18 protein-coding genes are annotated in these 21,171 nt (G+C 63.4%); 11 read left to right on the top strand and 7 right to left on the bottom strand.

The genetic code is table 11. From position 1 onward, the window contains the following. Positions 1–995 precede the first annotated feature (995 nt). Both ltrA and P0D96_RS33735 read left to right on the top strand, forming a co-directional pair. Complete coding sequence (ltrA, locus tag P0D96_RS33740) at positions 996–2,702, top strand: group II intron reverse transcriptase/maturase (RefSeq protein WP_408317923.1); 1,707 nt, start codon at positions 996–998, stop codon at positions 2,700–2,702. Positions 2,703–2,828: 126 nt separating this feature from the next. Continuing rightward, on the top strand, positions 2,829–4,613 hold the full coding sequence (locus P0D96_RS33735; protein ID WP_408317921.1) for a PglL family O-oligosaccharyltransferase: 1,785 nt from the start codon (positions 2,829–2,831) through the stop codon (positions 4,611–4,613). A 58-nt stretch (positions 4,614–4,671) separates the two neighbouring features. Here P0D96_RS33735 and moaC read toward each other — a convergent pair whose 3' ends face one another. Next, complete coding sequence (moaC, locus tag P0D96_RS33730) at positions 4,672–5,148, bottom strand: cyclic pyranopterin monophosphate synthase MoaC (protein WP_408317919.1); 477 nt, start codon at positions 5,146–5,148, stop codon at positions 4,672–4,674. 258 nt (positions 5,149–5,406) lie between these two features. Here moaC and P0D96_RS33725 point away from each other — a divergent pair, with 258 nt between their 5' ends. Beyond that, positions 5,407–7,116 carry a M48 family metalloprotease gene (locus tag P0D96_RS33725; protein ID WP_408287698.1) on the top strand — a complete coding sequence of 570 codons (1,710 nt, stop codon included), beginning with the start codon at positions 5,407–5,409 and terminating at the stop codon, positions 7,114–7,116. Between the two features lie 20 nt (positions 7,117–7,136). Here the strand turns inward: P0D96_RS33725 and P0D96_RS33720 are convergent, their stop codons facing one another. From P0D96_RS33720 to P0D96_RS33695, 6 genes are all read right to left on the bottom strand, one after another. Beyond that, the gene (locus P0D96_RS33720) at positions 7,137–7,718 is read right to left on the bottom strand and encodes a DUF2946 family protein (protein WP_408317917.1); all 582 of its coding nucleotides are present in this window, start codon (positions 7,716–7,718) and stop codon (positions 7,137–7,139) included. Then, positions 7,711–8,835 carry a YheT family hydrolase gene (locus P0D96_RS33715; protein ID WP_408317916.1) on the bottom strand — a complete coding sequence of 375 codons (1,125 nt, stop codon included), beginning with the start codon at positions 8,833–8,835 and terminating at the stop codon, positions 7,711–7,713. The genes P0D96_RS33720 and P0D96_RS33715 overlap by 8 nt, the downstream gene beginning before the upstream one ends. Positions 8,836–8,874: 39 nt before the next feature. Beyond that, positions 8,875–9,321, bottom strand: coding sequence for a nuclear transport factor 2 family protein (locus P0D96_RS33710; protein ID WP_408181847.1), 447 nt, complete (start codon positions 9,319–9,321; stop codon positions 8,875–8,877). A 169-nt stretch (positions 9,322–9,490) separates the two neighbouring features. Further along, a complete protein-coding gene (gene waaF, locus P0D96_RS33705) occupies positions 9,491–10,516 on the bottom strand; it encodes a lipopolysaccharide heptosyltransferase II (protein WP_012434242.1) in 1,026 nt (341 codons plus the stop codon). A 345-nt stretch (positions 10,517–10,861) separates the two neighbouring features. Then, positions 10,862–11,056, bottom strand: coding sequence for a zinc-finger domain-containing protein (locus P0D96_RS33700; RefSeq protein WP_042321180.1), 195 nt, complete (start codon positions 11,054–11,056; stop codon positions 10,862–10,864). A gap of 62 nt (positions 11,057–11,118) precedes the next feature. After that, the gene (locus tag P0D96_RS33695; protein ID WP_132373238.1) at positions 11,119–12,042 is read right to left on the bottom strand and encodes a branched-chain amino acid transaminase; all 924 of its coding nucleotides are present in this window, start codon (positions 12,040–12,042) and stop codon (positions 11,119–11,121) included. 307 nt (positions 12,043–12,349) lie between these two features. On the opposite strand from P0D96_RS33695, the gene P0D96_RS33690 reads away from it, so the two are divergent. From P0D96_RS33690 to P0D96_RS33655, 8 genes are all read left to right on the top strand, one after another. After that, on the top strand, positions 12,350–13,096 hold the full coding sequence (locus P0D96_RS33690; RefSeq protein WP_132373240.1) for an AzlC family ABC transporter permease: 747 nt from the start codon (positions 12,350–12,352) through the stop codon (positions 13,094–13,096). After that, the gene (locus P0D96_RS33685; protein WP_132373242.1) at positions 13,093–13,416 is read left to right on the top strand and encodes an AzlD domain-containing protein; all 324 of its coding nucleotides are present in this window, start codon (positions 13,093–13,095) and stop codon (positions 13,414–13,416) included. Before P0D96_RS33690 ends, P0D96_RS33685 begins: the two co-directional genes overlap by 4 nt. 271 nt (positions 13,417–13,687) lie before the next feature. Further along, positions 13,688–14,881, top strand: coding sequence for a phosphoglycerate kinase (locus tag P0D96_RS33680; RefSeq protein ID WP_408317913.1), 1,194 nt, complete (start codon positions 13,688–13,690; stop codon positions 14,879–14,881). A 454-nt stretch (positions 14,882–15,335) separates the two neighbouring features. Next, positions 15,336–16,772, top strand: a complete 1,437-nt coding sequence (gene pyk, locus P0D96_RS33675; protein ID WP_408181853.1) for a pyruvate kinase — start codon at positions 15,336–15,338, stop codon at positions 16,770–16,772. A 326-nt stretch (positions 16,773–17,098) separates the two neighbouring features. After that, complete coding sequence (gene fba / locus P0D96_RS33670; protein ID WP_132373248.1) at positions 17,099–18,163, top strand: class II fructose-bisphosphate aldolase; 1,065 nt, start codon at positions 17,099–17,101, stop codon at positions 18,161–18,163. Positions 18,164–18,295: 132 nt separating this feature from the next. Continuing rightward, positions 18,296–19,186, top strand: a complete 891-nt coding sequence (locus P0D96_RS33665; RefSeq protein ID WP_408287686.1) for a phosphoribosylaminoimidazolesuccinocarboxamide synthase — start codon at positions 18,296–18,298, stop codon at positions 19,184–19,186. A 156-nt stretch (positions 19,187–19,342) separates the two neighbouring features. Continuing rightward, positions 19,343–19,861, top strand: a complete 519-nt coding sequence (gene purE, locus P0D96_RS33660; RefSeq protein WP_132373250.1) for a 5-(carboxyamino)imidazole ribonucleotide mutase — start codon at positions 19,343–19,345, stop codon at positions 19,859–19,861. Positions 19,862–19,974: 113 nt separating this feature from the next. After that, the gene (locus P0D96_RS33655; RefSeq protein WP_408181859.1) at positions 19,975–21,171 is read left to right on the top strand and encodes a 5-(carboxyamino)imidazole ribonucleotide synthase; all 1,197 of its coding nucleotides are present in this window, start codon (positions 19,975–19,977) and stop codon (positions 21,169–21,171) included.

Genomic DNA, 21,171 nt, shown 5'->3' with positions numbered 1-21,171 from the left:
CTCAGAAGCGGGGTATCTCTTTTAGCGAAGCGAGAGCCGGTAGAGGTTTGCCGGGTCTCGTTCATACGAGTCTCGGTAGAGCACAGTCTCCGAGAGCTCGCGTTGCATTGACCTGATTACCGTCAGGTTCCGCCCCGTCAGCGGCTTCACCTCCGCCGACAGGGTGGAGTGATGTATGTAACTCCTGCGCCGTCAGCGGCAATGGATTCGCGAACCGATACGAGCGAAAGCTCGGTGTGTCATTGTTTGGCCTCGTCAGTGGTATGGCGAGGATAGTGAACCTGCTGTACGACCAGCAGTAGCCTAGGAAGACATGCGTCACTGGCAACGGTGGGGTGTGAAGCTCTTCTGACAATGTAGCCCCTGGATGTTTCGGGCAGATCGGTTCCGCGAGGAACGGTCTGGAGACTCCCAGCAGCAAGGGGGTTGAGGAGCTAGGCTGGCTGATAAGGTTAACGTAAGTGAACTGCTGATAAACCTCGTAAGCACTGAGGAGCCAAAGCTGCTTGAACATTGGGCTCTAACCAAAAGGTACGTGGCTGGTTAATCCGCTCAACCGTCGGATTACGTCGTCACTTAGCCACCGGGGAAGAGGCAGAACCTAAGTCAGTCGTGTGACATGCCGGGAACGTGGTAAGCCTGTATGGTTGCCAGCGCAGTAAGGCTGGCAGGCGAACCGCAAGGGACGCTGTTGATTGTGCAGGTATGGGAGGACGGAGCAAGCGAATGCCGGGCTGGAACGGTCCGGATAGGGGTTGAGACATTACCCCACGCGAAAGCGGGCAGACTTCCGTCTGGTCTACCGTCGCAAGACGGCTGACTACCCTCTGTCACTTGGTTAGATGCGGGCGCATGCGCCCGTATTGAGGAGTTTGTCCGAGATGTGAGTGCATGCGCTCATATTGAGGGGTCTGTTGTTCCCCGGCGGGGTGTGTCTTCCCCGCTGGGGGAGACGCGCCTTCTGCCGGGGATCTAATCCAAGGTAGGAGAGCAGCATGAAAGTATCTGGTCGAAAGACCGGATCTGCGCTTTCCCACGCGCCGGACAATTGGCACGCCATCGATTGGCGTCGAGTTGAGCGGAACGTGAGAGGGATGCAGATTCGAATTGCGAAGGCGACGCGGGAAGGTAACTGGCGCAGGGTGAAAGCCTTGCAACGGATGCTGACCCGCACGTTGTCCGCAAAGCTATATGCGGTGCGACGTGTTACGCAGAACCAGGGTGCGCGAACGGCTGGAGTCGATCGCGAGCTATGGGACTCGCCTGAAAGCCGATGGCTTGCTGTCGGCAGGTTGAAGCGGCACGGATATAAGCCTCTGCCTTTACGGAGGGTCTTTATCCCCAAGGCCAATGGGAAGGAACGCCCTCTGGGCATTCCGACCATGCGGGACAGGGCGATGCAGGCCTTGTATCTGCTGGGCTTGGAGCCGGTAGCAGAGTCGACGAGTGACCCGAACTCCTATGGGTTCAGGCTCAACCGTTCGACGGCTGATGCCATGTCTCAAATTTTCGTTGTCATGGCCCGTCGCAGTTCAGCGCAATGGGTACTGGAAGCGGATATCAAGGGCTGCTTTGACCACATCAACCATAGGTGGCTGGAAAACCATGTCCCGATGGACAGTGTGATCCTCCGCAAATGGCTGAAGGCTGGCCTGATTTACAAAGGGCAGCTACAGGCGACGGAGGCCGGTACGCCGCAGGGAGGCATCATTTCCCCGACGCTGGCAAACGTGACGCTGAACGGGCTGGAACGTGAACTGATCGCGCACCTTGGTGCGAAATTTGGGATCGGGAAAGCGAAGAAGCTGAAGGTAAATGTGGTGCGATACGCGGACGACTTCGTTATCACCGGCGACTCGAAAGAGATGCTGGAACACGAAGTCCGGCCTTGGATAGAAGCCTTCCTTGATGTACGGGGACTGCAACTATCAGAGGAGAAAACCCGGATCGTCCGCATTGACGAAGGCTTTGATTTCCTTGGGTGGAATTTCCGTAAGTACTCGGGGACGCTACTCATCAAGCCGAGCAGGAAGAACGTGCAGACGTTCTACCGCAAGGTGGCGGATACGATCAGCGGTCACAAGGCGGTAAAGCAGGAGGAGTTGATCCGATTGCTGAATCCGATGCTACGAGGCTGGGCGCAATATCACAGCCCCGTGGTTGCCAAGCAGGCGTATAGCCGTATGGAGTCGTTGGTGTTTTATCGACTCTGGCGGTGGTCGAAGCGGAGGCATCCACACAAGAGCGCCGAGTGGGTGAGACGGAAGTACTTTCACTCGATTGGCAATCGGCATTGGGTGTTCGCCGCTCCCGTAGTTCAAGAAGACGGCAGCAAGGGTTTGCTTGAGTTGTACCAGATCAGCGGTACGGACATCAGGCGCCACAGGAAGGTCAAAGGGGAATTCAATCCTTTTGATCCATTGTGGGAGCAGTACAGCGAGCAATTGCGGCAGGATCGCATGGAGTACTCGATGCGCTATCGCAAGCAATGGGTAGCGCTGTACAAGTCACAGGGCGGATTGTGTGCGCACTGTGGCTGGGCTCTGACGAACGAGACAAGTTGGCACGACCATCATCTGGAATATCGGATGCATGGCGGGACCGACGCTCTGTCCAACAGGGTTTTGCTACACCCCGACTGCCACAGGCAGGTACACGTTGGTAAACTTGCAGTAACTAAGCCGGCTCCGTCGTTGCACTGACGGGGCTTTGTAAAAGAAATATGTAGGCTTGAGCCGTATGCGGGGAAACTCGCACGTACGGTTCTTAGGGGGCCCCTCTTCCGCAAGGAAGGGGGGCTACCCTACCTGACGCCCACCGGTTCCTCGATGCCCACCCCTTTCGCGCGCTATCTGTCTTTCATTCTGTTGGCCCTCGCGTTGGTGCTGCCTTATGCAGTTGTCAACCATACGTATCCGATTCCGACCTTTTACGCTGAATTCACCGCGCTCGCGCTGTATCTGCTGACCGGCGCGGGCGTCGTGCTGCTGGTGGCGAGCGCCAAGCCGCGTGTGACGTTCGCGTCGCCGGTGGTCGCGCTGGTGCCGTTGCTGTTCGGGCTGCTGCTGTTGGCGCAGTCGGTGGTGTTGCCGGTGTCGCAGCCGTCGATGAACTGGCTCGGCGGCGGCTATCTGCTGGCGGCCTTCATGGCGACGCACGCCGGTTACGGCTTCACGCGCGCCAAGCTCAACGAGACCGCGTTGCGCTGGGCGGCCGGGGCGTTGATCGTCGGCGGGCTGTTTGCGGTGTTCTGCCAGATCATCCAGTTGTTTCACCTCGAAGTGCGCGTGTCGCCGCTCGTGGTCGCCTATAACGTGACCGTCGAGCGCCGGCCGTTTGGCAATATGGCGCAGGCCAATCACCTCGCCACCTATATCGCGTTTGCGATGGCGGGGGCGTTGTTCCTCGTGCAGACGCGGCGGATTGCCGTCAGCATCTGGTTCCTCGTGTCGACGATTTTCGCGGTCGGCCTCGCGCTGACCGTGTCGCGTGGTCCGTGGCTGCAGATGGGCGTGATCGTCGTGGCGGGCTTCTGGATGGCGTTCGCGCAGACCCGCAATCAATTGCAGCTACGCCGCAGCAATCGCGAATGGATCATTCCGATCGCGCTCGCCGTCCTGTTTTTCGTGATCAATGCGCTGATCCGCTGGGCCAACGTTCACTATCACCTGGAGCTCGGACAGTCCGCCGCGGAACGCTTTCAGGATGCAGGCCAGATCGCGCCGCGCCTCGCGCTGTGGAAGTACGGCTGGACGATGTTCAAGACGCATCCGTTGCTGGGCGTCGGTTGGGGCGAATTTCCGAGCTATCAGTACGAGTTCGCGAAGACGCTCGGCGGCGTCGAGATCGCCAACAATTCGCACGACATCTTTATCGACCTGCTGGCGAAGACCGGCTTGATCGGTCTCGCGATCGTACTGTTTGGCCTGATTACCTGGCTCATACGCGTAGTGCGCGCGCCGCAAAGCTCGGCGCGCGTGTTCGGCATTGCGTTGATCGGCGTGCTGGTCATGCACGCGCTGGTCGAATATCCGCAGCAGTACATGTTCTTCCTGTTGCCGGCGATGTTCGTGTTCGGCCTGTTGGAAACGCGGCCGCTGCGCCTCGTGCCGGCACGCCTGTCGTTCGGCGCGTTTGCCGTGGTGGTGTTCGGCGGTCTGGCCGCGCTGTATCCGGTCTATCGCGACTACGCGCGCGCCGAGGTGCTGTACTACGGCCAGCGTCCTGCCGAACAGTATCGTGCGGACCCGTCGTTCCTGTTCCAGGCGTGGGGCGAGTACGGTCTCGCGACGCTCTTGCCGATGAATTCGATGGATCTGCAACACAAGCTCGCCATGCACAAACAGGCGATGGCGCTGCTGCCGGGCGAAACCGTGTTGCGTCGGTATGCGGTGCTGCAGGCGTTGAGCGGCGATCAGGCAGCGGCACTCGATACTGTCGAACGCCTGAAAATCTTCGCCACGGAACTGAAGGACTGGCCGTCGCAACTGAGCTATCTGTACGAGCTTTGCGACGAGCAGAAAACACTGACCGGTTTCAAGGCGGAACTGGTCAAGCGCTACGGCATGCCGTCGGATGACGTCAATGAGGACGACGACAGCGACGAGGAGTGAGCCGCCGCGTTTGCTTCAAAGCGTTAAAGATGGAGCGGGGCGATGACGCAAACGGTCATCAATTCGCCACCCAGTCCCCCGACTTCCCGCCGTGCTTCTCCAGCACCTTCACATCGGTGATCGTCATGCCGCGATCCACCGCCTTGCACATGTCGTACACGGTCAGTAACCCGACCTGCACGGCGGTCAGCGCTTCCATCTCCACGCCCGTTCGTCCCAGCGTTTCGACCTGAACCGTGCAATGCACGCCCGGCAGCGTGTCATCGAGTTCGAAATCCACCTTGACGCGCGTCAGCGCGAGCGGATGACACAGCGGAATCAGATCGGCGGTGCGCTTCGAACCTTGAATCGCGGCGATCCGCGCGATGCCGATCACGTCGCCTTTCTTGGCGTTGCCGTCGCGAATCAGCGCGAACGTCTCCGGCAGCATGCGAATCGAGCCGCGCGCAATCGCAATGCGTTTGGTCTCCTGCTTGCCGCCGACGTCCACCATATGCGCCTGGCCGGCGGCGTCGAAATGAGTGAGTTCAGGCATGGTTGGGCTCCTTCAGAGGGCGCCTATCATAGCAGTGCGGTAAAGCCGCACGGCGGCGGCACTGCGTTTAAGCGGGTCAAAACGTGGTCAGTCATCACCCGCCGTCGGCGTGGGCGGCGAGGCATCACCGGGGACGCCCGAATCGCAATGACGCGAATCACATGAATTCCTGCGACGACTGATTACAATTGCCCTATGCCCGCTATCTTAGTCCGAGCGGCGGGCGTCGCTTTCCGACTTCGTCATATCGACCTCGCGATGCGTCCGAAACGGTTCCTTGCTGCGTTGTTGTCTGTCGCGCTGGCAGCGCCGCCGGGCGCGTTCGCGCAATCGCACGGCGTATCGAGCATGGCGCTCAACACGTTGCCCGCCGAACCACCGCTGGTCAGCGGCCCGGCCGATGCCTACGCCGATCCGCTTGTCCCGCCCGATATCGCGCAAGGCGTGTTCGGCGTGTACGGCGGCGCGCAGAGCCGCTTCTCCGGCAATACCGGTGTGAACACCAATTGGCGTGCACCGATCGTCACGCAGCAATTGCCCGATCTGGGCAGCGGCGGCTCGGGCTCGCTCACGCCGCAGGCCGAGCGCAAACTCGGCGAACGCGTGATGCGCGAGTTGCGCCGCGACCCCGACTATCTCGACGACTGGCTGGTGCGCGACTATCTGAACTCGGTTGCCGCGAAACTTGCCGCGGCGGCGAGCGCGCTGTACATCGGCGGATATCGTCCGGACTTCGATCTATTTGCCGTGCGCGACCCGCAGATCAACGCCTTCTCGCTGCCTGGCGGTTTTATCGGCGTGAACACCGGCCTGATCGTGGCCACGCAGACCGAGTCCGAGTTGGCATCGGTGCTGGGTCACGAAATGGGACACGTCCTGCAGCGGCACATCTCGCGCATGATCACGACCGGCGAACGCAGCACCTATGCGGCGCTCGCCGGCCTGTTGTTCGGCGTGCTCGCCGGCGTTCTCGCGCACAGCGGCGACCTGGGCAGCGCGATTGCGATCGGCGGCCAGGCGTACGCGGTCGACAACCAGTTGCGTTTCTCACGTTCCGCCGAGCACGAGGCGGACCGCGTCGGCTTTCTGCTGCTTGCCGGCGCCGGCTACGATCCTTACGCAATGACGACCTTCTTTGGCCGCCTCGATCGTGCCGCGATGAGCGACACGGGCATCCCGGCGTACGCGCGCACCCATCCGCTGACGGGCGAACGGATTGCCGACATGGAGGACCGTGCGCGCCGCGCGCCTTACCGGCAACCGCATCAATCGGCCGAATATGGTTTTGTGCGAGCGCGCGCGCGCCTGCTGCAGGACCGTTCGCGCAGTGAGTACGGCGACGAGATTTCGCGCTTGCGCTCAGAGATCGAGGACCGCACGGCGGTCAACGTCGCGGCGAACTGGTACGGCATCGCGTACGGACAGATGCTGCTCGAGCGTTACGACGACGCGGCGGCGTCGCTGGCGTCGTCCCGCGCCGCGTTCGCGACGGGCGAGCAGGCCGAGGGCGGCACGGCGCGCAGTTCGCCGAGCCTCGACGTGTTGGCCGCCGACATCGCGCGGCGCGCCGGCCGCGACGACGAGGCCGCGCGTCTGGCCGAGTTGGCGCAGAAGCGCTGGCCGCAATCGAACGCCGCAATCGACATGCATATCCGCACCTTGCTGACCTTGCGCCGCTTTGCCAATGCTCAGTCGCTTGCGCAAAAGGAGACTCGCGCCCAGCCCGATCAGCCTGCCTGGTGGCTGTATCTCGCCCAGGCTAGCGCGGGCACGGGCGATGCGTTGACACAGCATCGTGCGATGGCCGAGAAATTCGCGCTCGAGGGAGCGTGGCCTTCGGCGATCCGGCAATTGAAGGACGCGCGAGATCTGAAGACGATCGGCTACTACGACCTCGCGACCGTCGACGCGAGGCTGCATGAGATGGAGAGCCGCTATAAGGAGGAGCGGCTGGACGAGAAGAGTTAGCCCAGCGCGCAGGCTAGTGCTTAAGCGCCAGCGGCTGCGGGACTCGGCACAAATTTAAACCGCGCAGCAACATCGCCTCGCCGCACAGCCTGCAGCGGCAACACGAGCTGGTTGTTCCAGCGAAACTCTCCGCTCATGGAGTCGTCCGCCAGCGTTGCATGGTCGGAAAACACCTCGAGATCGTGGTCGTGCAAGACGGCGATTCTCGGCGGCGTCGCGCTATCGGTAAACAGAATCCCGCCTTCTTCATCGATCAATACGGCTGCGGGCTCGAACGCGCCGCCCGCTTGATCCTGCAAGGCGAGCGCGCCGCCAGCATCGGCATCGGCCGACAACCTCACCACCCACGGCGTATAGCCCAACTCGACATACACGCGCTGCGGGCCGTTCTGAAAAAACCACTGGCCGCGCTCGTCGGCGTCGTAATTCCGGTTGATGAACCCGAGCAACGCTTCGTGGCGGATCGGCACACCGGGCGAACCGCTCGCCTGCGCGGCCTCGTCGCGCATGCGCCAGTTGCCGCGCCTGTCCAGCATCAGCCACCCTGTGCAACTCGGTACATTCGGCCACTTGGCCAAAGCCTGCTTGACGATGTCATCCATGATCGACGTGTCGCTCCAGATAGCCGAACACGCGCCGCGAAAGCCAGTCGATGCGGCCCGGAAACGGCCCGGTCATAAAGCCGGCGTGGCCGCCGTGCTTGGGTTGGTCGAGTTCCACGGCCGCCGATACTTCATGCCGCGACGGCAACGCCTCAGCCGGCAGGAACGGGTCGTTGCGCGCGTTCAGCACCAGCGTCGGCACCTGAATGTGCGGCAGCAGTGGACGCGTGGTCGCCGTGCTCCAGTAGTCGTCGGTATCGCGAAAGCCGTGCAGCGGCGCTGTGACCACGTTGTCGAACTCGTACATGGTGTGGCTCGCCAGCATCGCGTCACGGTCGAACAGGCCGGGAAACTGCACCAGCTTCTGTTCGGCCTTCTGCTTGAGCGTCTTCAGGAAACTGCGCGTGTAGATGAGGCCGAAGCCCTGCGACAACGCGCGGCCGCCGGCATGCACGTCGATGGGCGTCGAAATCGCCGCGGCGGCCGAGATCACCGACGCCGCGTCCTCGCGGCGTTCACCCAGCCAGCGCAGCAGCACATTGCCGCCGAGCGACACGCCGGCCGCCACGATCGGCCCGCGATGCGCGGCGCGCAAACGTCGCAGCACCCAGTCGACTTCGTTGCTATCGGCGAGATGGTAGAAGCGCGGCAACCGGTTTAACGGTCCGCTGCAACTACGAAAGTGCGGCACGACGCCGTGCCAGCCGTACTCGCGCGCGGCCGCCATCAACGAGGCGGCATAGTGCGAGCCCGAGCTGCCTTCGAGGCCGTGAAACAGCACGAAGAGCGGGGCGGTGTCGGCGGGAACGTGAGGCGAAGCGCCGGGCGTGAGCGCGGATCCGGGCTGGCCGTCATGCTGCACCCAGTCGAGATCGATGAAATCGCCATCGGGCGTGTCCCAGCGCTCGCGTCGAAACGAGACCGCGGGGCGGCGCGCGAACAGCGACGGGACGATGGTCTGCGCATGCCGGTTCGGCAGCCAGAGCGGCGCACGGTAGAGCAACTCGACGGTGGCCTCGACAGTCGCCTCGACGGCGGCCGCGGCGCGTGCCGCGCCCGAAGGAGCGGATTGATCGTGCGTCGTGCCCAAAAGGGACTTCCTGCGGGGCGTGCTCATGCCTGCTTCAAAACAAATAAGTGAAACGCGCGGCGCGCGTCAGTGCAGCGACCCCTGGCCGTGCCGCATCTTCGTGGCGAACTGGCTGGCGGCCTCGTTAGGCATCGGACTCGCGTGAATGTGCGCGATGCGCCATTCGCCGCGTTCGTGGACCATCACATAAGTCGTGAACACCATGGCGGGCGTGGCCTTCGGGTCAGCCGGCCGGTGCGCTTCGGCGATCGCGTAGACCACGGTGCCGAGGCTGTCGTAGACGCGGATATCGAGCGGTTCGATGAAAACCGGCGCGGTTTCGAGCTGGATCTGCAAGCCGGCGCGAATGCTGTCGAGGCCGTGCAGGTGGGAGCCGTCGGCGCAGATACAGCTCACGAACTCTTCATCGATCCACAGACCCATCAAGCTGTCGATATTGACCTCGGCGACGGCCTGGTAATAGGCGTTCAGGGTATCGGCGGCGGCTTCGAAGATATGGGCAAAACGTGGCATGGCTCGTCAGTCTCTTGTGCGCGGCGCGCGGTTGCGGGACAGCGGTCAGCGGGACAGTCCGGGGCACCGGACAATCGCACCCGAGCGCCAGAATGCCCGCGCCGCAAGGCGCGAACATGACGCGACGCGCTCAGGGGCGTGCGGTGTTGCGTGCAAGTGTCAGCGGCTGTTAGCGTTGCGCGAGCAACATGCCGCGCAAATCGCCGAATACCTGCTCGGCGCTCAACTGCTTCAGGCAGTTCAGATGGCCAAGCGGACACTCGCGCTCAAAACAGGGGCTGCATTCGAGATGAAGCCATTGTACCTTCGCAAGCTCGGACAAGGGCGGCGTGTGGCGCGGATCGGTCGAACCGTACACGGCCACGAGCGGCCGGCGAAGCGCGGCGGCCACGTGCATCAGACCGGAATCGTTGGTCACGACCGCGTTGGCGCGCGAGATCAGCGCGCACGCCTCGCCCAGCGCGGTCTGGCCGCACAGGTTGCGCACGTTCGGCGCTCGCTCGGCAATGGCCTGCGCGAGCGGTGCGTCTTTCGGCGAACCGAGCGCGACGATCTGCGTGTACGGGAACGACTGGCCGACCATTTGCGCGAGCGATGCGAAATGCTCGGGCGGCCAGCGCTTGGCCGGGCCGTATTCGGCGCCCGGACAGAACACCAGCAGTGGCACGCGCGTGTCGAGATTGAAGCGCGCGGAGACGCGCGACGCTTCGTTCAGGTCCGCGTCGAGGCGCGGCATCGGCAGGTCGTCGGGCAACTTGGCGCCGGGCGCGTAGGCGAGGGCGGCGTATTGGCCAACCATCGGCGGGCGCTCGTCCTTGCGCGGATTCGCGTGACGCACGTTCAACAGACCGTAGCGGCTTTCGCCGGTATAGCCGATGCGCAGCGGAATGCCCGCCATCCACGGAATCAGCGCCGACTTGAGCGAGTTCGGCAGCACGTAGGCGGCGTCGTAGCCCACGTCGCGCAAGTCGCTCGCCAACTGCCAGCGGCGCAGCATCTGCAACTTGCCGTGCGCCAGATCCGTGGCGTAGACGTCGCGGATTTCCGGCATGCGTTCGAGCACGGGCGCGACCCACGAGGGCGCGACCGCGTCGATGACGATGCGCGGATGCAATTTCACGAGGCGCGCAAACAGCGGCTGCGCCATCAATGCGTCACCGATCCAGTTCGGTGCGATAACCAACGCGCGACGCATCAGAGTGAGTGTCCGGTGTCGAAACGAAACCCCGCGCAAGCCTTGCGCGTGGCATTCGGATAAGTAAAAGGGGAAAAGCCGCACGCCGCGTGAAGCGCTTCCGGGATGGCCGGAGACGCCGCGGCGGCGGCCCTGCTGTGACGTGCCTGCTTTCGGATCGGGCAGCGAGTTCGCGTTGGTGTGATCACCGTTTGCTGCGCCACCGCCGCTGGTCCGTCGCACGACAAACCAGACCGCGCAACATGCAATCGATCACGAAGCGAACCCCGCAACGCAACCCGCGGCGAAGCGGGCAGCCGACCCGGTAAGCGTCGCCACAAGCAATCCGTGCTCAATGCGCCGTGTTCAATGACCTCTGACCACTTCGCCGTCGCGCAGCTTGTAACGCGTGCTGCAGTACGGGCACTTGGCTTCGCCGTGCGTGACGTCGATGAAGACGCGCGGATGCGCGCTCCAGCGCGGCATGGCCGGATTCGGGCAGTACGCCGGCAGGTCTTTTGCCGACAGTTCGACCAGCGGCATTTCCTTGATTTCGCTCATGAGACGTTCTCGTTGTATGCAGGGTGCGTGCGGCGCGCCGGTGAAGCCCGGCGCAGCGCGCGTTAGATCTTGGTCAGCCAGTGCGCGTACTTGTCGCTCTTGCCGTTCACGATGTCGAAGAAGCCTGTTTGCAGCTTCTCGGTGATCGGGCCGCGTGCGCCCGAGCCGATCGTGCGGTTGTCGAGTTCGCGGATCGGCGTGACTTCGGCGGCGGTGCCGGTGAAGAACGCTTCGTCGCAGGTATAGACCTCGTCGCGCGTGATGCGCTTTTCGATCACCTGGATGCCCGCGTCGCGCGCCAGCGTAATGACTGTGTCGCGCGTGATGCCGTCGAGGCACGACGACAGGTCCGGCGTGTACAGCTTGCCGTTGTTCACGAGGAAGAAGTTCTCGCCCGAGCCTTCCGACACGTAGCCGTCCACGTCGAGCAGCAGCGCTTCGTCGTAGCCGTCGGCGATGGCTTCCTGGTTGGCGAGGATCGAGTTCACGTACCAGCCCGACGCCTTGGCGCGGACCATCGACACATTCACGTGATGGCGCGTGAACGACGAGGTCTTCACGCGGATGCCCTTGGCGATGCCGTCTTCACCGAGGTAAGCGCCCCACGGCCAGGCCGCGATCGCCACGTGGATGGTGTTGCCCTTGGCCGACACGCCGAGCTTTTCCGAGCCGACCCAGATGATCGGGCGCAGGTAGCAGGACTCGAGCTTGTTTTCGCGGACCACTTCGCATTGCGCGGCGGCGAGCGTTTCGTGGTCGAACGGCACGTCCATCTGAAAGATCTTGGCCGAGTTCAGCAGACGCTTGGTGTGTTCCTGCAGCCGGAAAATCGCGGTGCCGCCGTCCGCCGTCTTGTAGGCGCGTACGCCCTCGAAGACACCCATGCCGTAATGCAGCGTGTGGGTAAGCACGTGGATCTTGGCATCGCGCCAGTCGATGAGCTTGCCATCCATCCAGATCTTGCCGTCGCGGTCGGCCATTGACATACGATTCTCCAACTGGTGCGTTATGAGTGCCCCACACCTGGCGCTTCGCGTCAGGCCCCGACGGGGCAGGAAAACCTGGGACGGCCCGGTGTTTTCCAGTGAGGTGTGCCCCAAGGGGACTTCCTTCGGGGCGTAGCGAGGACGTCATTTTAGCGTCTTTTGCACACGGAACGGGCATTTGGCCGTATTCCGGACGCTATAATCCGGCACACGCATAATTCAAATCCGAATGCGCCAGCGGGTGCTTGACGACCTGGCGCTGACTTCCCATCGTTGCTGCGCCCTTGCGCGCCCGCGTTTCGCCCCCATGCTCGCTCGCCTGTCAGATATCGATCGCCGTGCCTTCCGCGAAGGCGCGCGCGACTATTCGCCCACCCTGATGGCGATTTTCTCCTGGGGCCTGGTCACCGGCATTGCCATGAGCAAATCGGTGCTCACGTTGCCGCAGGCGCTCACCATGTCGCTGCTGTGCTACGCCGGTTCGTCGCAACTGGCGGTGCTGCCGCTGCTCGCCGCCAAGCTGCCGGTCTGGACCGTGCTGCTCACGGCCGCGATGGTCAATACGCGTTTCGTGATCTTCAGCGTTGGTCTCGCGCCGCATTTCTCCTATCTGTCGATGTGGCGGCGCATCGTGCTCGGCTATTTCAACGGCGACGTGATCTACCTGCTGTTCCAGAAGAAGAGCTTCCCGACCGGCTATGTGCCGGGCAAGGAGGCGTATTTCTGGGGCATGGCGATATGCAGCTGGCTGTCGTGGCAGGTGTCGTCGATTGCCGGCATTTTGCTGGCGAGTCTGATTCCCGATAACTGGGGCCTCGCGCTGGCGGGCACGCTGGCGTTGCTGCCCATCATGGTGTCGGCGATCGCGACGCGCTCCACGCTGGTCGCGGTCAGCGTCGCCGGCGTGGTGTCGCTGCTCGCATTCGACCTGCCGTACCGGCTCGCGCTGCCGCTCGCGGTGATCGCGGCGATCGTCGCCGGCAGTGCTGCCGACCTGATGGTCGAGCGCGCCGACTTGCGCCGCATCCGTAACAGCGCCGGAGATTCCCGATGACATCCACCCAGATCTGGCTGGCCATTTTCGGCATGACGTTCGTCACCGCCCTGACACGCGCGATGTTTCTAATCGGCGGCGAGCGCACCGTTTTGCCGGCGCGGGTTCAGCGCATGCTCCGCTATGCGCCGGCCGCGGCGCTCGCCGCCGTGGTCCTGCCGGACGTGCTGGCAACGCCCGACGGCCTGTCCTTCGCGCCGTCGAACCATGAGTTCTACGCCACGCTGTCAGGTCTTGCGTGGTTTTTGTGGCGGCGCACCATGCTCGGCACGATTGTCGTCGGAATGGTTGTGTTCACGTTGTTGCGTCTCTTCATGTGATTGAAGAAGCGGGAAATGTTGCGTCGCGGCATCGGCGCGGTATCCTCCAAATACGGGACATTCGCCCGGTCGCGGGTCAGAAGGCTGTGTGGATCAGTTAAAATGGTTGTTTCCGGGATGAGCGCGCCGCTGTAAGGCGCGCGGGCCGCGGCCCTGCCGCCGGCACCCGATTCAGTGGAGCCGCTGCCGTGCCTGAGCGCTGGAGTTCACCGCGCTTGAGTGCCGCGCGTCGTCCGCCACCGCCTTCTCATCAACTCGCACACACACGCCCATGAACAAGGTATTGCGTCTCTCCGATCTGATCGCCGAAGGCAAGCTATCCGGCAAACGCGTGTTCATCCGCGCCGATCTGAACGTGCCGCAGGACGATCGAGGCAACATCACCGAAGACACCCGTATCCGCGCCTCCGTGCCGGCCATCAAGGCTGCGCTCGACGCGGGCGCCGCCGTGATGGTCACGTCGCACCTGGGCCGTCCGACCGAGGGCGACTTCAAGCCGGAAGATTCGCTGGCGCCGGTCGCGAAGCGTCTGGCCGAACTGCTCGGCCGTGACGTGCCGCTGGTGGCGAACTGGGTCGAAAACGGCGTGAACGTCGCGCCGGGCTCGGTCGTGCTGCTGGAAAACTGCCGCGTCAACAAGGGCGAGAAGAAGGATTCCGACGAGCTCGCGCAAAAAATGGCGAAGCTGTGCGACATCTACGTGAACGACGCGTTCGGCACCGCGCACCGCGCCGAAGCGACCACGCATGGCATCGCCAAATACGCGCCCATCGCGTGCGCCGGCCCGTTGCTGGCCGCCGAGCTCGAAGCGCTCGGCAAGGCGCTGGGCGCGCCGAAGCGTCCGCTGGTGGCGATCGTCGCCGGCTCGAAGGTGTCGACCAAACTGACCATTCTGAAGTCGCTCGCCGACAAGGTCGATCAACTGATCGTGGGCGGCGGCATCGCCAACACGTTCATGCTGGCCGCCGGCCTGAAGATCGGCAAGTCGCTCGCCGAAGCCGATCTGCTGAACGAAGCCAAAGCCATTATCGACGCCGCGAAAGCGCGCGGCGCCTCTGTGCCGATCCCGACCGACGTGGTCACGGCCAAGGAGTTTTCGCCGACCGCCAAGGCCGAGGTCAAGGCCGTCGCCGACGTTCAAGACGACGACATGATTCTCGACATCGGACCGGAAACGGCCAAGGTGCTCGCCGCGCAACTGGAAAAGGCCGGCACGATCGTGTGGAACGGCCCGGTCGGCGTGTTCGAATTCGACCAGTTCGGCAACGGCACGAAGACGCTCGCGGACGCCATCGCCAAGTCGTCGGCGTTCTCGATTGCCGGCGGCGGCGATACGCTTGCGGCGATCGCCAAGTACGGCATCCACGACAAGGTCAGCTATATCTCGACGGGCGGCGGCGCCTTCCTCGAGTTCCTCGAAGGCAAGAAGCTACCGGCCGTCGAAGTTCTGGAATCGCGGGCTTAACGTGGCGACGCGCTCCCCAACGGCAAAGTCTGCAAAAGCGCGCGGCGGCAAGCCGCGCAACACCGCAGCAGCAACGGCAGGGGAGCGCGCGGCGCGCTCCGCCGCTAATCCGGCAGCGGCCGAATCTGCGGTTGATGCCGCGGTCGGTTCAGTTAGCCAGCAGCAAGAAGAATCCGGGTCGCCCCTCGCGCTCGCGGAATTGACCACTGCCAGTGAGGCAGCGGAATTGTCCAGCGCAGATGCTGTGCAGACCGCCTCGCCATCCGCAGAACTCCCCGACGAAGAACTCGCCCCTCAACCGGCGCCCCCCGTGCTGGTATCGAATACCGCTTCACACTATAAAGCGACGCTGGTTTCAACCGGCGCGCAGCCCCCGGCAGCATCCTTCGGTGCGCAGCCTCCGCATCCGACTCGCAGCGCTCTTTCCAGCGATCTCACCCAGACGAGGAGACTCATGCATCGCGCCACCAAGATTGTCGCCACCATCGGCCCGGCTTCCAATACGCCGGAAATCCTGCTGCAAATGATTCAGGCGGGGCTGGACGTGGTGCGGCTCAATTTCTCGCACGGCACCGCCGACGACCATCGCCAGCGCGCCGATTTCGTGCGCGAGGCGGCCCGCCAGGCCGGCCGCGAAGTCGCCATCATGGCAGACCTGCAAGGCCCGAAAATCCGGGTCGGCAAATTTGAAAACGGCAAGATCATGCTCGTCGCCGGCGAGCCGTTCATCCTCGACGCCGACTGCGAACTCGGCAACGAGCAGCGCGCCGGTCTCGACTACAAAGACCTGCCGCGCGACCTGAAACCGGGCGACGTGCTGTTGCTTAACGACGGCCTGATCGTGCTGAACGTCTCGCGCGTGATCGGCAATGAGATCCACACGGTCGTCAAGATCGGCGGCGAGCTGTCGAACAACAAGGGTATCAACCGCCAGGGCGGCGGCTTGTCCGCGCCGGCGCTGACCGCCAAGGACATGGAAGACATTCGCACCGCCATGTCGCTCGGCGTCGATTATGTCGCGGTATCGTTCCCGAAGAACGCCACCGACATGGAAATGGCCCGCCAGCTGGCGAACATCGCCGGCGCGCCGTTCGGCATCAAGCCGAAGATGATCGCCAAAATCGAGCGCGCGGAAGCCATTCCGGCGCTGCAAGGCATCCTCGACGCATCGGACGGCATCATGGTCGCGCGCGGCGACTTGGCCGTGGAAGTGGGGAATGCCGCAGTCCCCGCGCTGCAAAAGCGGATGATCCGTATGGCGCGCGAATCGAACAAGTTCGTGATCACCGCCACGCAGATGATGGAGTCGATGATCCACGCGCCGGTGCCGACCCGCGCCGAAGTGTCGGACGTCGCCAACGCCGTGCTGGACGGCACGGACGCGGTGATGCTGTCGGCGGAATCGGCGGCGGGCAAGTATCCGGTGCAGACCATCGAGACCATGGCGGCGATCTGTATTGAAGCCGAGAAGTCGGAGCAGTCGGAACTGGACAAGGATTTCCTCGACCGCACGTTCACGCGGATCGACCAGTCGATCGCGATGGGTGCGCTGTTCACGGCGTTTCATCTCGGCGCGAAGGCGATCGTGGCGTTGACCGAATCCGGCTCGACCGCGCTGTGGATGTCGCGCCATTGGACCCACGTGCCGATTTTCGCGCTCACGCCGCGGGTCGGCAGCGAGCGGGCCATGGCGCTGTACCGCAACGTGACTTCGCTGCATCTGGACACCAACACTGACCGCGACACCGCGTTGCAGCAGGCGTTGGAGACCGTGGTCAGCAAGGGTTACGCGTCGCGCGGCGACATGGTGGTGCTGACTGTCGGCGAGCCGATGGGTCAGGCCGGCGGCACGAATACGCTGAAGATCGTGCGGGTCGGCGAACCGTATTGACCATGCAGCAACCATTCTGCGTGGGATCGGAGCGCGCTGCGTGGGACCGGAGTCAGTGCTGAAGCACTCACTCCGGATCGACAAAGCGCTGAAGCGCTAGCTCCGATCGACACAGCAGACTGCTCGATCGGCACGGGTCTGATTGGGCGAAGCAGGCTGGCATGCTCCGCGAGAGGCGGCGCACAGGCTCAAATCGCGCGTTGCAGCGGCAAGGACCGCGCCGCGCTTTAGAGAATGTGTGAACGGGTATGCAGCTTGCTTCGCGATAAAATCGCCCAAAAGATGCCGACGGCACAAGAATTCGTTTCAATCTATGGAGTTACAGCATGCCTCTCGTATCAATGCGTCAACTGCTGGACCATGCCGCTGAAAACGGCTACGGCCTTCCGGCATTCAACGTGAACAATCTGGAGCAAGTGCAGGCAATCATGGCGGCGGCCGACAAGGTCAACGCCCCGGTTATCATGCAAGCGTCGGCCGGCGCGCGTAAGTACGCGGGCGAAGCGTTCCTGCGCCACCTGATCGAAGCCGCGGTCGAGTCGTATCCGCATATTCCGGTCGTGATGCACCAGGACCACGGGCAGTCGCCGGCGGTCTGCATGGCGGCAATCCGCAGCGGTTTCACCAGCGTGATGATGGACGGTTCGCTCGAAGCCGACGGCAAGACGGTCGCTTCGTACGAGTACAACGTGGACGTGTCGCGCAAGGTCGTGGAAGCGGCGCACTCGATCGGCATCACGGTGGAAGCGGAACTGGGCGTGCTCGGTTCGCTGGAAACCATGAAGGGCGACAAGGAAGACGGTCACGGCGCGGAAGGCACGATGACGCGCGAGCAGCTGTTGACCGATCCGGAGCAGGCTGCCGACTTCGTCAAGCTGACCCAGTGCGACGCGCTGGCCATCGCGATCGGTACGTCGCACGGCGCCTACAAGTTCAGCAAGAAGCCCACGGGCGACATTCTGTCGATCCAGCGCATCAAGGAAATCCACCAGCGCATTCCGAACACGCACCTGGTGATGCACGGTTCGTCGTCGGTGCCGCAGGAACTGCTGGCTGAAATCCGCGAATTCGGCGGCGACATGAAGGAAACTTACGGCGTGCCGGTCGAGGAAATCCAGGAAGGTATCAAGAACGGCGTGCGCAAGGTCAATATCGACACCGACCTGCGTCTGGCGATCACCGGTGCGATCCGCCGCTATATGGCGACCAACCCGGGTAAGTTCGATCCGCGCGATTACCTGAAGCCGGCGCGCGAAGCGGCGATGAAGATCTGTGTCGAGCGCTACATGCAATTCGGCTGCGAAGGCCAGGCCGGCAAGATCAAGCCGGTCACGCTTGATAAAATCGCGGAGAAGTACAAATCGGGCGAGCTCGCGCAAGTCGTCCGCTAAGCTATCAACATGCACTGCACCTGGCCGTTTGGCCAGGTTGTCGTTCGATCGCCGTTCCCGCATCATCCGGGGAACGGCGTTTCCCTTTTGTTCCGGTCACACTTTTTGCCTCACTTTTAGCGAACCACGACGATGTCTACCCTCTACGAATCCACGCTCCGCTCGCTGCCGCTGCTCGGCCGCGGTAAAGTCCGCGACAACTATGCGGTGGGCAACGACCAGTTGCTGATCGTCACGACCGACCGTCTGTCGGCGTTCGACGTCATCATGGGCGAGCCGATTCCGAATAAGGGACGCGTGCTCAATGAAATGGCGAACTTCTGGTTCGAGAAACTCAAGCACGTGGTGCCGAACCACCTCACGGGCGTCGCGCCCGAATCCGTGGTGGCGGCGGACGAAGTCGAGCAGGTCAAGGGCCGCGCGGTCGTCGTGACGCGCCTCGAGCCGATTCTCGTCGAAGCCGTGGTGCGCGGCTATCTGGCCGGCAGCGGCTGGAAAGACTACCAGGCAACCGGTTCGGTGTGCGGCGTGGAATTGCCGCCGGGTTTGCAGAACGCGCAGAAGCTGCCCGAGCCGATCTTCACGCCGGCAGCCAAGGCCGAAATGGGCCATCACGACGAAAACATCACCTACAACGAGATGGAGCGCCGCATCGGCACCGAACTGTCGGCTACGATCCGCGACATCTCGATCAAGCTGTACAAGGAAGCCGCTGATTACGCGGCCACGCGCGGCATCATCATCGCGGATACGAAGTTCGAATTCGGTCTGGACAACCACGGCAAGCTGTATCTGATGGACGAGGCGCTGACCGCGGATTCGTCGCGCTTCTGGCCGGCCGACCAGTATCAGGTCGGCACCAATCCGCCGTCGTTCGACAAGCAGTTCGTGCGCGACTGGCTCGAAACCCAGCCGTGGAAGAAAGAGCCGCCGGCGCCGAAGTTGCCGGACGACGTTGTCACGAAGACGGGCGAGAAGTACCAGGAAGCGCTCGAACGCCTGACCGGACATAAGCTCGCCTGATTACGCGCACCGGTTGGATCTGCTCCGCGTGAGAAAGCGCGGGGCCGCCCGCAAATTTTCCGCCGCGCAGTAAGTCCCCTTTGCGGGTCACCCGTTCGGGGCCGGGCGCGAAGGGACAGGTTCTGGGGCGCTCTCAAGAAACAAGGAAGCCGTAAGATGAGTGAAGCACAAACCGCCCATACGCATGGCGCGCCGGTTATCGGTGTGCTGATGGGCTCCAGTTCCGACTGGGAAGTCATGAAGAACGCCGTGGCCATTCTGCAGGAGTTCGGCGTGCCCTACGAAGCGAAGGTCGTGTCCGCGCACCGCATGCCCGACGAAATGTTCGCCTATGCTGAAAGCGCGCGTGAGCGTGGCATTCGCGCGATCATCGCCGGCGCGGGCGGCGCGGCGCATCTGCCGGGCATGCTGGCCGCCAAGACCACGGTGCCGGTGCTCGGCGTGCCGGTGGCAAGCAAGTACCTGAAGGGCGTCGATTCGTTGCATTCGATCGTGCAGATGCCCAAGGGCGTGCCGGTCGCCACGTTTGCGATCGGCGAAGCAGGCGCGGCGAACGCGGCGCTGTTCGCGGTGTCGTTGTTGAGCGGCACGAGCGACGAGTATGCGGAGAAACTGGCTGCGTTCCGCGTGCGCCAGAACGAAGCGGCCCACGCCATGGTGTTGCCGGCGCTGTAAGCGCACAGACTGATTGCTTGAAGACGTCCCCCTGTCCGACCCCCGGCCGGGTGCCTGCCATCGCATTGCACGCACGCATTGCACACAGCACCCGGCCGCGACCGACCACTAAGATGAACCCAGACAACACACCGGTTTCACCGATTCTGCCCGGCGCATGGCTTGGCATGGTCGGTGGCGGCCAGCTCGGCCGCATGTTCTGTTTCGCCGCTCAGGCCATGGGCTACCGCGTCGCCGTGCTCGATCCGGACGAAAACAGTCCGGCGGGCGCCGTTGCCGACCGCCATTTGCGCGCGGCCTACGACGACGAAACGTCGCTGACCGAACTCGCGCGGCTGTGCGCGGCGGTGTCGACCGAATTCGAGAACGTGCCGGCCGCGAGCCTCGACTTCCTCGCGCGGACTACCTTCGTGAGTCCGGCTGGGCGCTGCGTCGCCGTGGCCCAGGACCGCATTGCCGAGAAACGCTTCATCGCGTCATCGGGCGTGACGGTTGCGCCTCACGTGGTGATCGAATCGTCGGATGCGCTGGCCGCGCTCGACGACACGAAGCTCGAAGCCGTGCTGCCGGGCATTCTCAAGACTGCCCGCATGGGCTACGACGGCAAAGGCCAGATTCGCGTGCGCAACGCGGAGGAAGTACGTGAGGCGCATGCGTCGCTCGGCGGCGTGCCGTGCGTGCTGGAAAAGCGTTTGCCATTGAAGTTCGAAGTGTCCGCGCTGATCGCGCGGGCGGCGAGCGGCGCGTCGGTGGTCTATCCGCTCGCGCAGAACACGCATCGCGACGGCGTGCTGTCGCACACCATCGTCCCGGCACCCGACGCGAGTCCCACGTTGGTCCAGCAGGCGCAACAGGCCGCGCTGCAAATCGCCGACAAGCTCGGTTATGTGGGCGTGCTGTGCGTCGAGTTCTTCATTCTCGAAGATGGTTCGCTGGTGGCCAATGAAATGGCGCCGCGCCCGCACAATTCCGGCCACTACACGGTCGACGCCTGCGCGACCAGCCAGTTCGAGCAGCAGGTGCGCGCCATGACCGGCATGCCGCTCGGCGACACGCGCCAGCATTCACCGGCCGTCATGCTGAACATTCTCGGCGACGTGTGGTTTCCGGACGGCCCGAAGCGCGCGGCCGTCACGCCGCCGTGGCACGAAGTCGCCGCTATGCCGGCAGCGCGCCTGCATCTGTATGGCAAGGAAGAGGCGCGCTGCGGCCGCAAGATGGGTCACGTGAACTTCACGGCGGCCACGCTCGAAGAAGCCCGCACGGCCGGACGTGATTGCGCGCGGCTGCTGCACATCCTCACGAGCTGA

The organism is Paraburkholderia sp. RL17-347-BIC-D, from assembly GCF_046027915.1.
Taxonomy (GTDB): Bacteria; Pseudomonadota; Gammaproteobacteria; order Burkholderiales; family Burkholderiaceae; genus Paraburkholderia.
The sequence above is the reverse complement of the archived record's forward strand: the minus strand, read 5'-3'. Positions and strand labels throughout refer to the sequence as shown.

Coding starts and splice junctions, on each gene's coding strand:
- P0D96_RS33655 (WP_408181859.1), top strand. CDS start 19,975: ATGAACCCAGACAACACACCGGTTTCACCGATTCTGCCCGGCGCATGG.
- fba (WP_132373248.1), top strand. CDS start 17,099: ATGCCTCTCGTATCAATGCGTCAACTGCTGGACCATGCCGCTGAAAAC.
- ltrA (WP_408317923.1), top strand. CDS start 996: ATGAAAGTATCTGGTCGAAAGACCGGATCTGCGCTTTCCCACGCGCCG.
- P0D96_RS33690 (WP_132373240.1), top strand. CDS start 12,350: ATGCTCGCTCGCCTGTCAGATATCGATCGCCGTGCCTTCCGCGAAGGC.
- P0D96_RS33720 (WP_408317917.1), bottom strand. CDS start 7,718: ATGGATGACATCGTCAAGCAGGCTTTGGCCAAGTGGCCGAATGTACCG.
- P0D96_RS33715 (WP_408317916.1), bottom strand. CDS start 8,835: ATGAGCACGCCCCGCAGGAAGTCCCTTTTGGGCACGACGCACGATCAA.
- P0D96_RS33710 (WP_408181847.1), bottom strand. CDS start 9,321: ATGCCACGTTTTGCCCATATCTTCGAAGCCGCCGCCGATACCCTGAAC.
- P0D96_RS33725 (WP_408287698.1), top strand. CDS start 5,407: ATGCGTCCGAAACGGTTCCTTGCTGCGTTGTTGTCTGTCGCGCTGGCA.
- moaC (WP_408317919.1), bottom strand. CDS start 5,148: ATGCCTGAACTCACTCATTTCGACGCCGCCGGCCAGGCGCATATGGTG.
- P0D96_RS33665 (WP_408287686.1), top strand. CDS start 18,296: ATGTCTACCCTCTACGAATCCACGCTCCGCTCGCTGCCGCTGCTCGGC.
- waaF (WP_012434242.1), bottom strand. CDS start 10,516: ATGCGTCGCGCGTTGGTTATCGCACCGAACTGGATCGGTGACGCATTG.
- P0D96_RS33680 (WP_408317913.1), top strand. CDS start 13,688: ATGAACAAGGTATTGCGTCTCTCCGATCTGATCGCCGAAGGCAAGCTA.
- purE (WP_132373250.1), top strand. CDS start 19,343: ATGAGTGAAGCACAAACCGCCCATACGCATGGCGCGCCGGTTATCGGT.
- P0D96_RS33700 (WP_042321180.1), bottom strand. CDS start 11,056: ATGAGCGAAATCAAGGAAATGCCGCTGGTCGAACTGTCGGCAAAAGAC.
- pyk (WP_408181853.1), top strand. CDS start 15,336: ATGCATCGCGCCACCAAGATTGTCGCCACCATCGGCCCGGCTTCCAAT.
- P0D96_RS33695 (WP_132373238.1), bottom strand. CDS start 12,042: ATGTCAATGGCCGACCGCGACGGCAAGATCTGGATGGATGGCAAGCTC.
- P0D96_RS33685 (WP_132373242.1), top strand. CDS start 13,093: ATGACATCCACCCAGATCTGGCTGGCCATTTTCGGCATGACGTTCGTC.
- P0D96_RS33735 (WP_408317921.1), top strand. CDS start 2,829: ATGCCCACCCCTTTCGCGCGCTATCTGTCTTTCATTCTGTTGGCCCTC.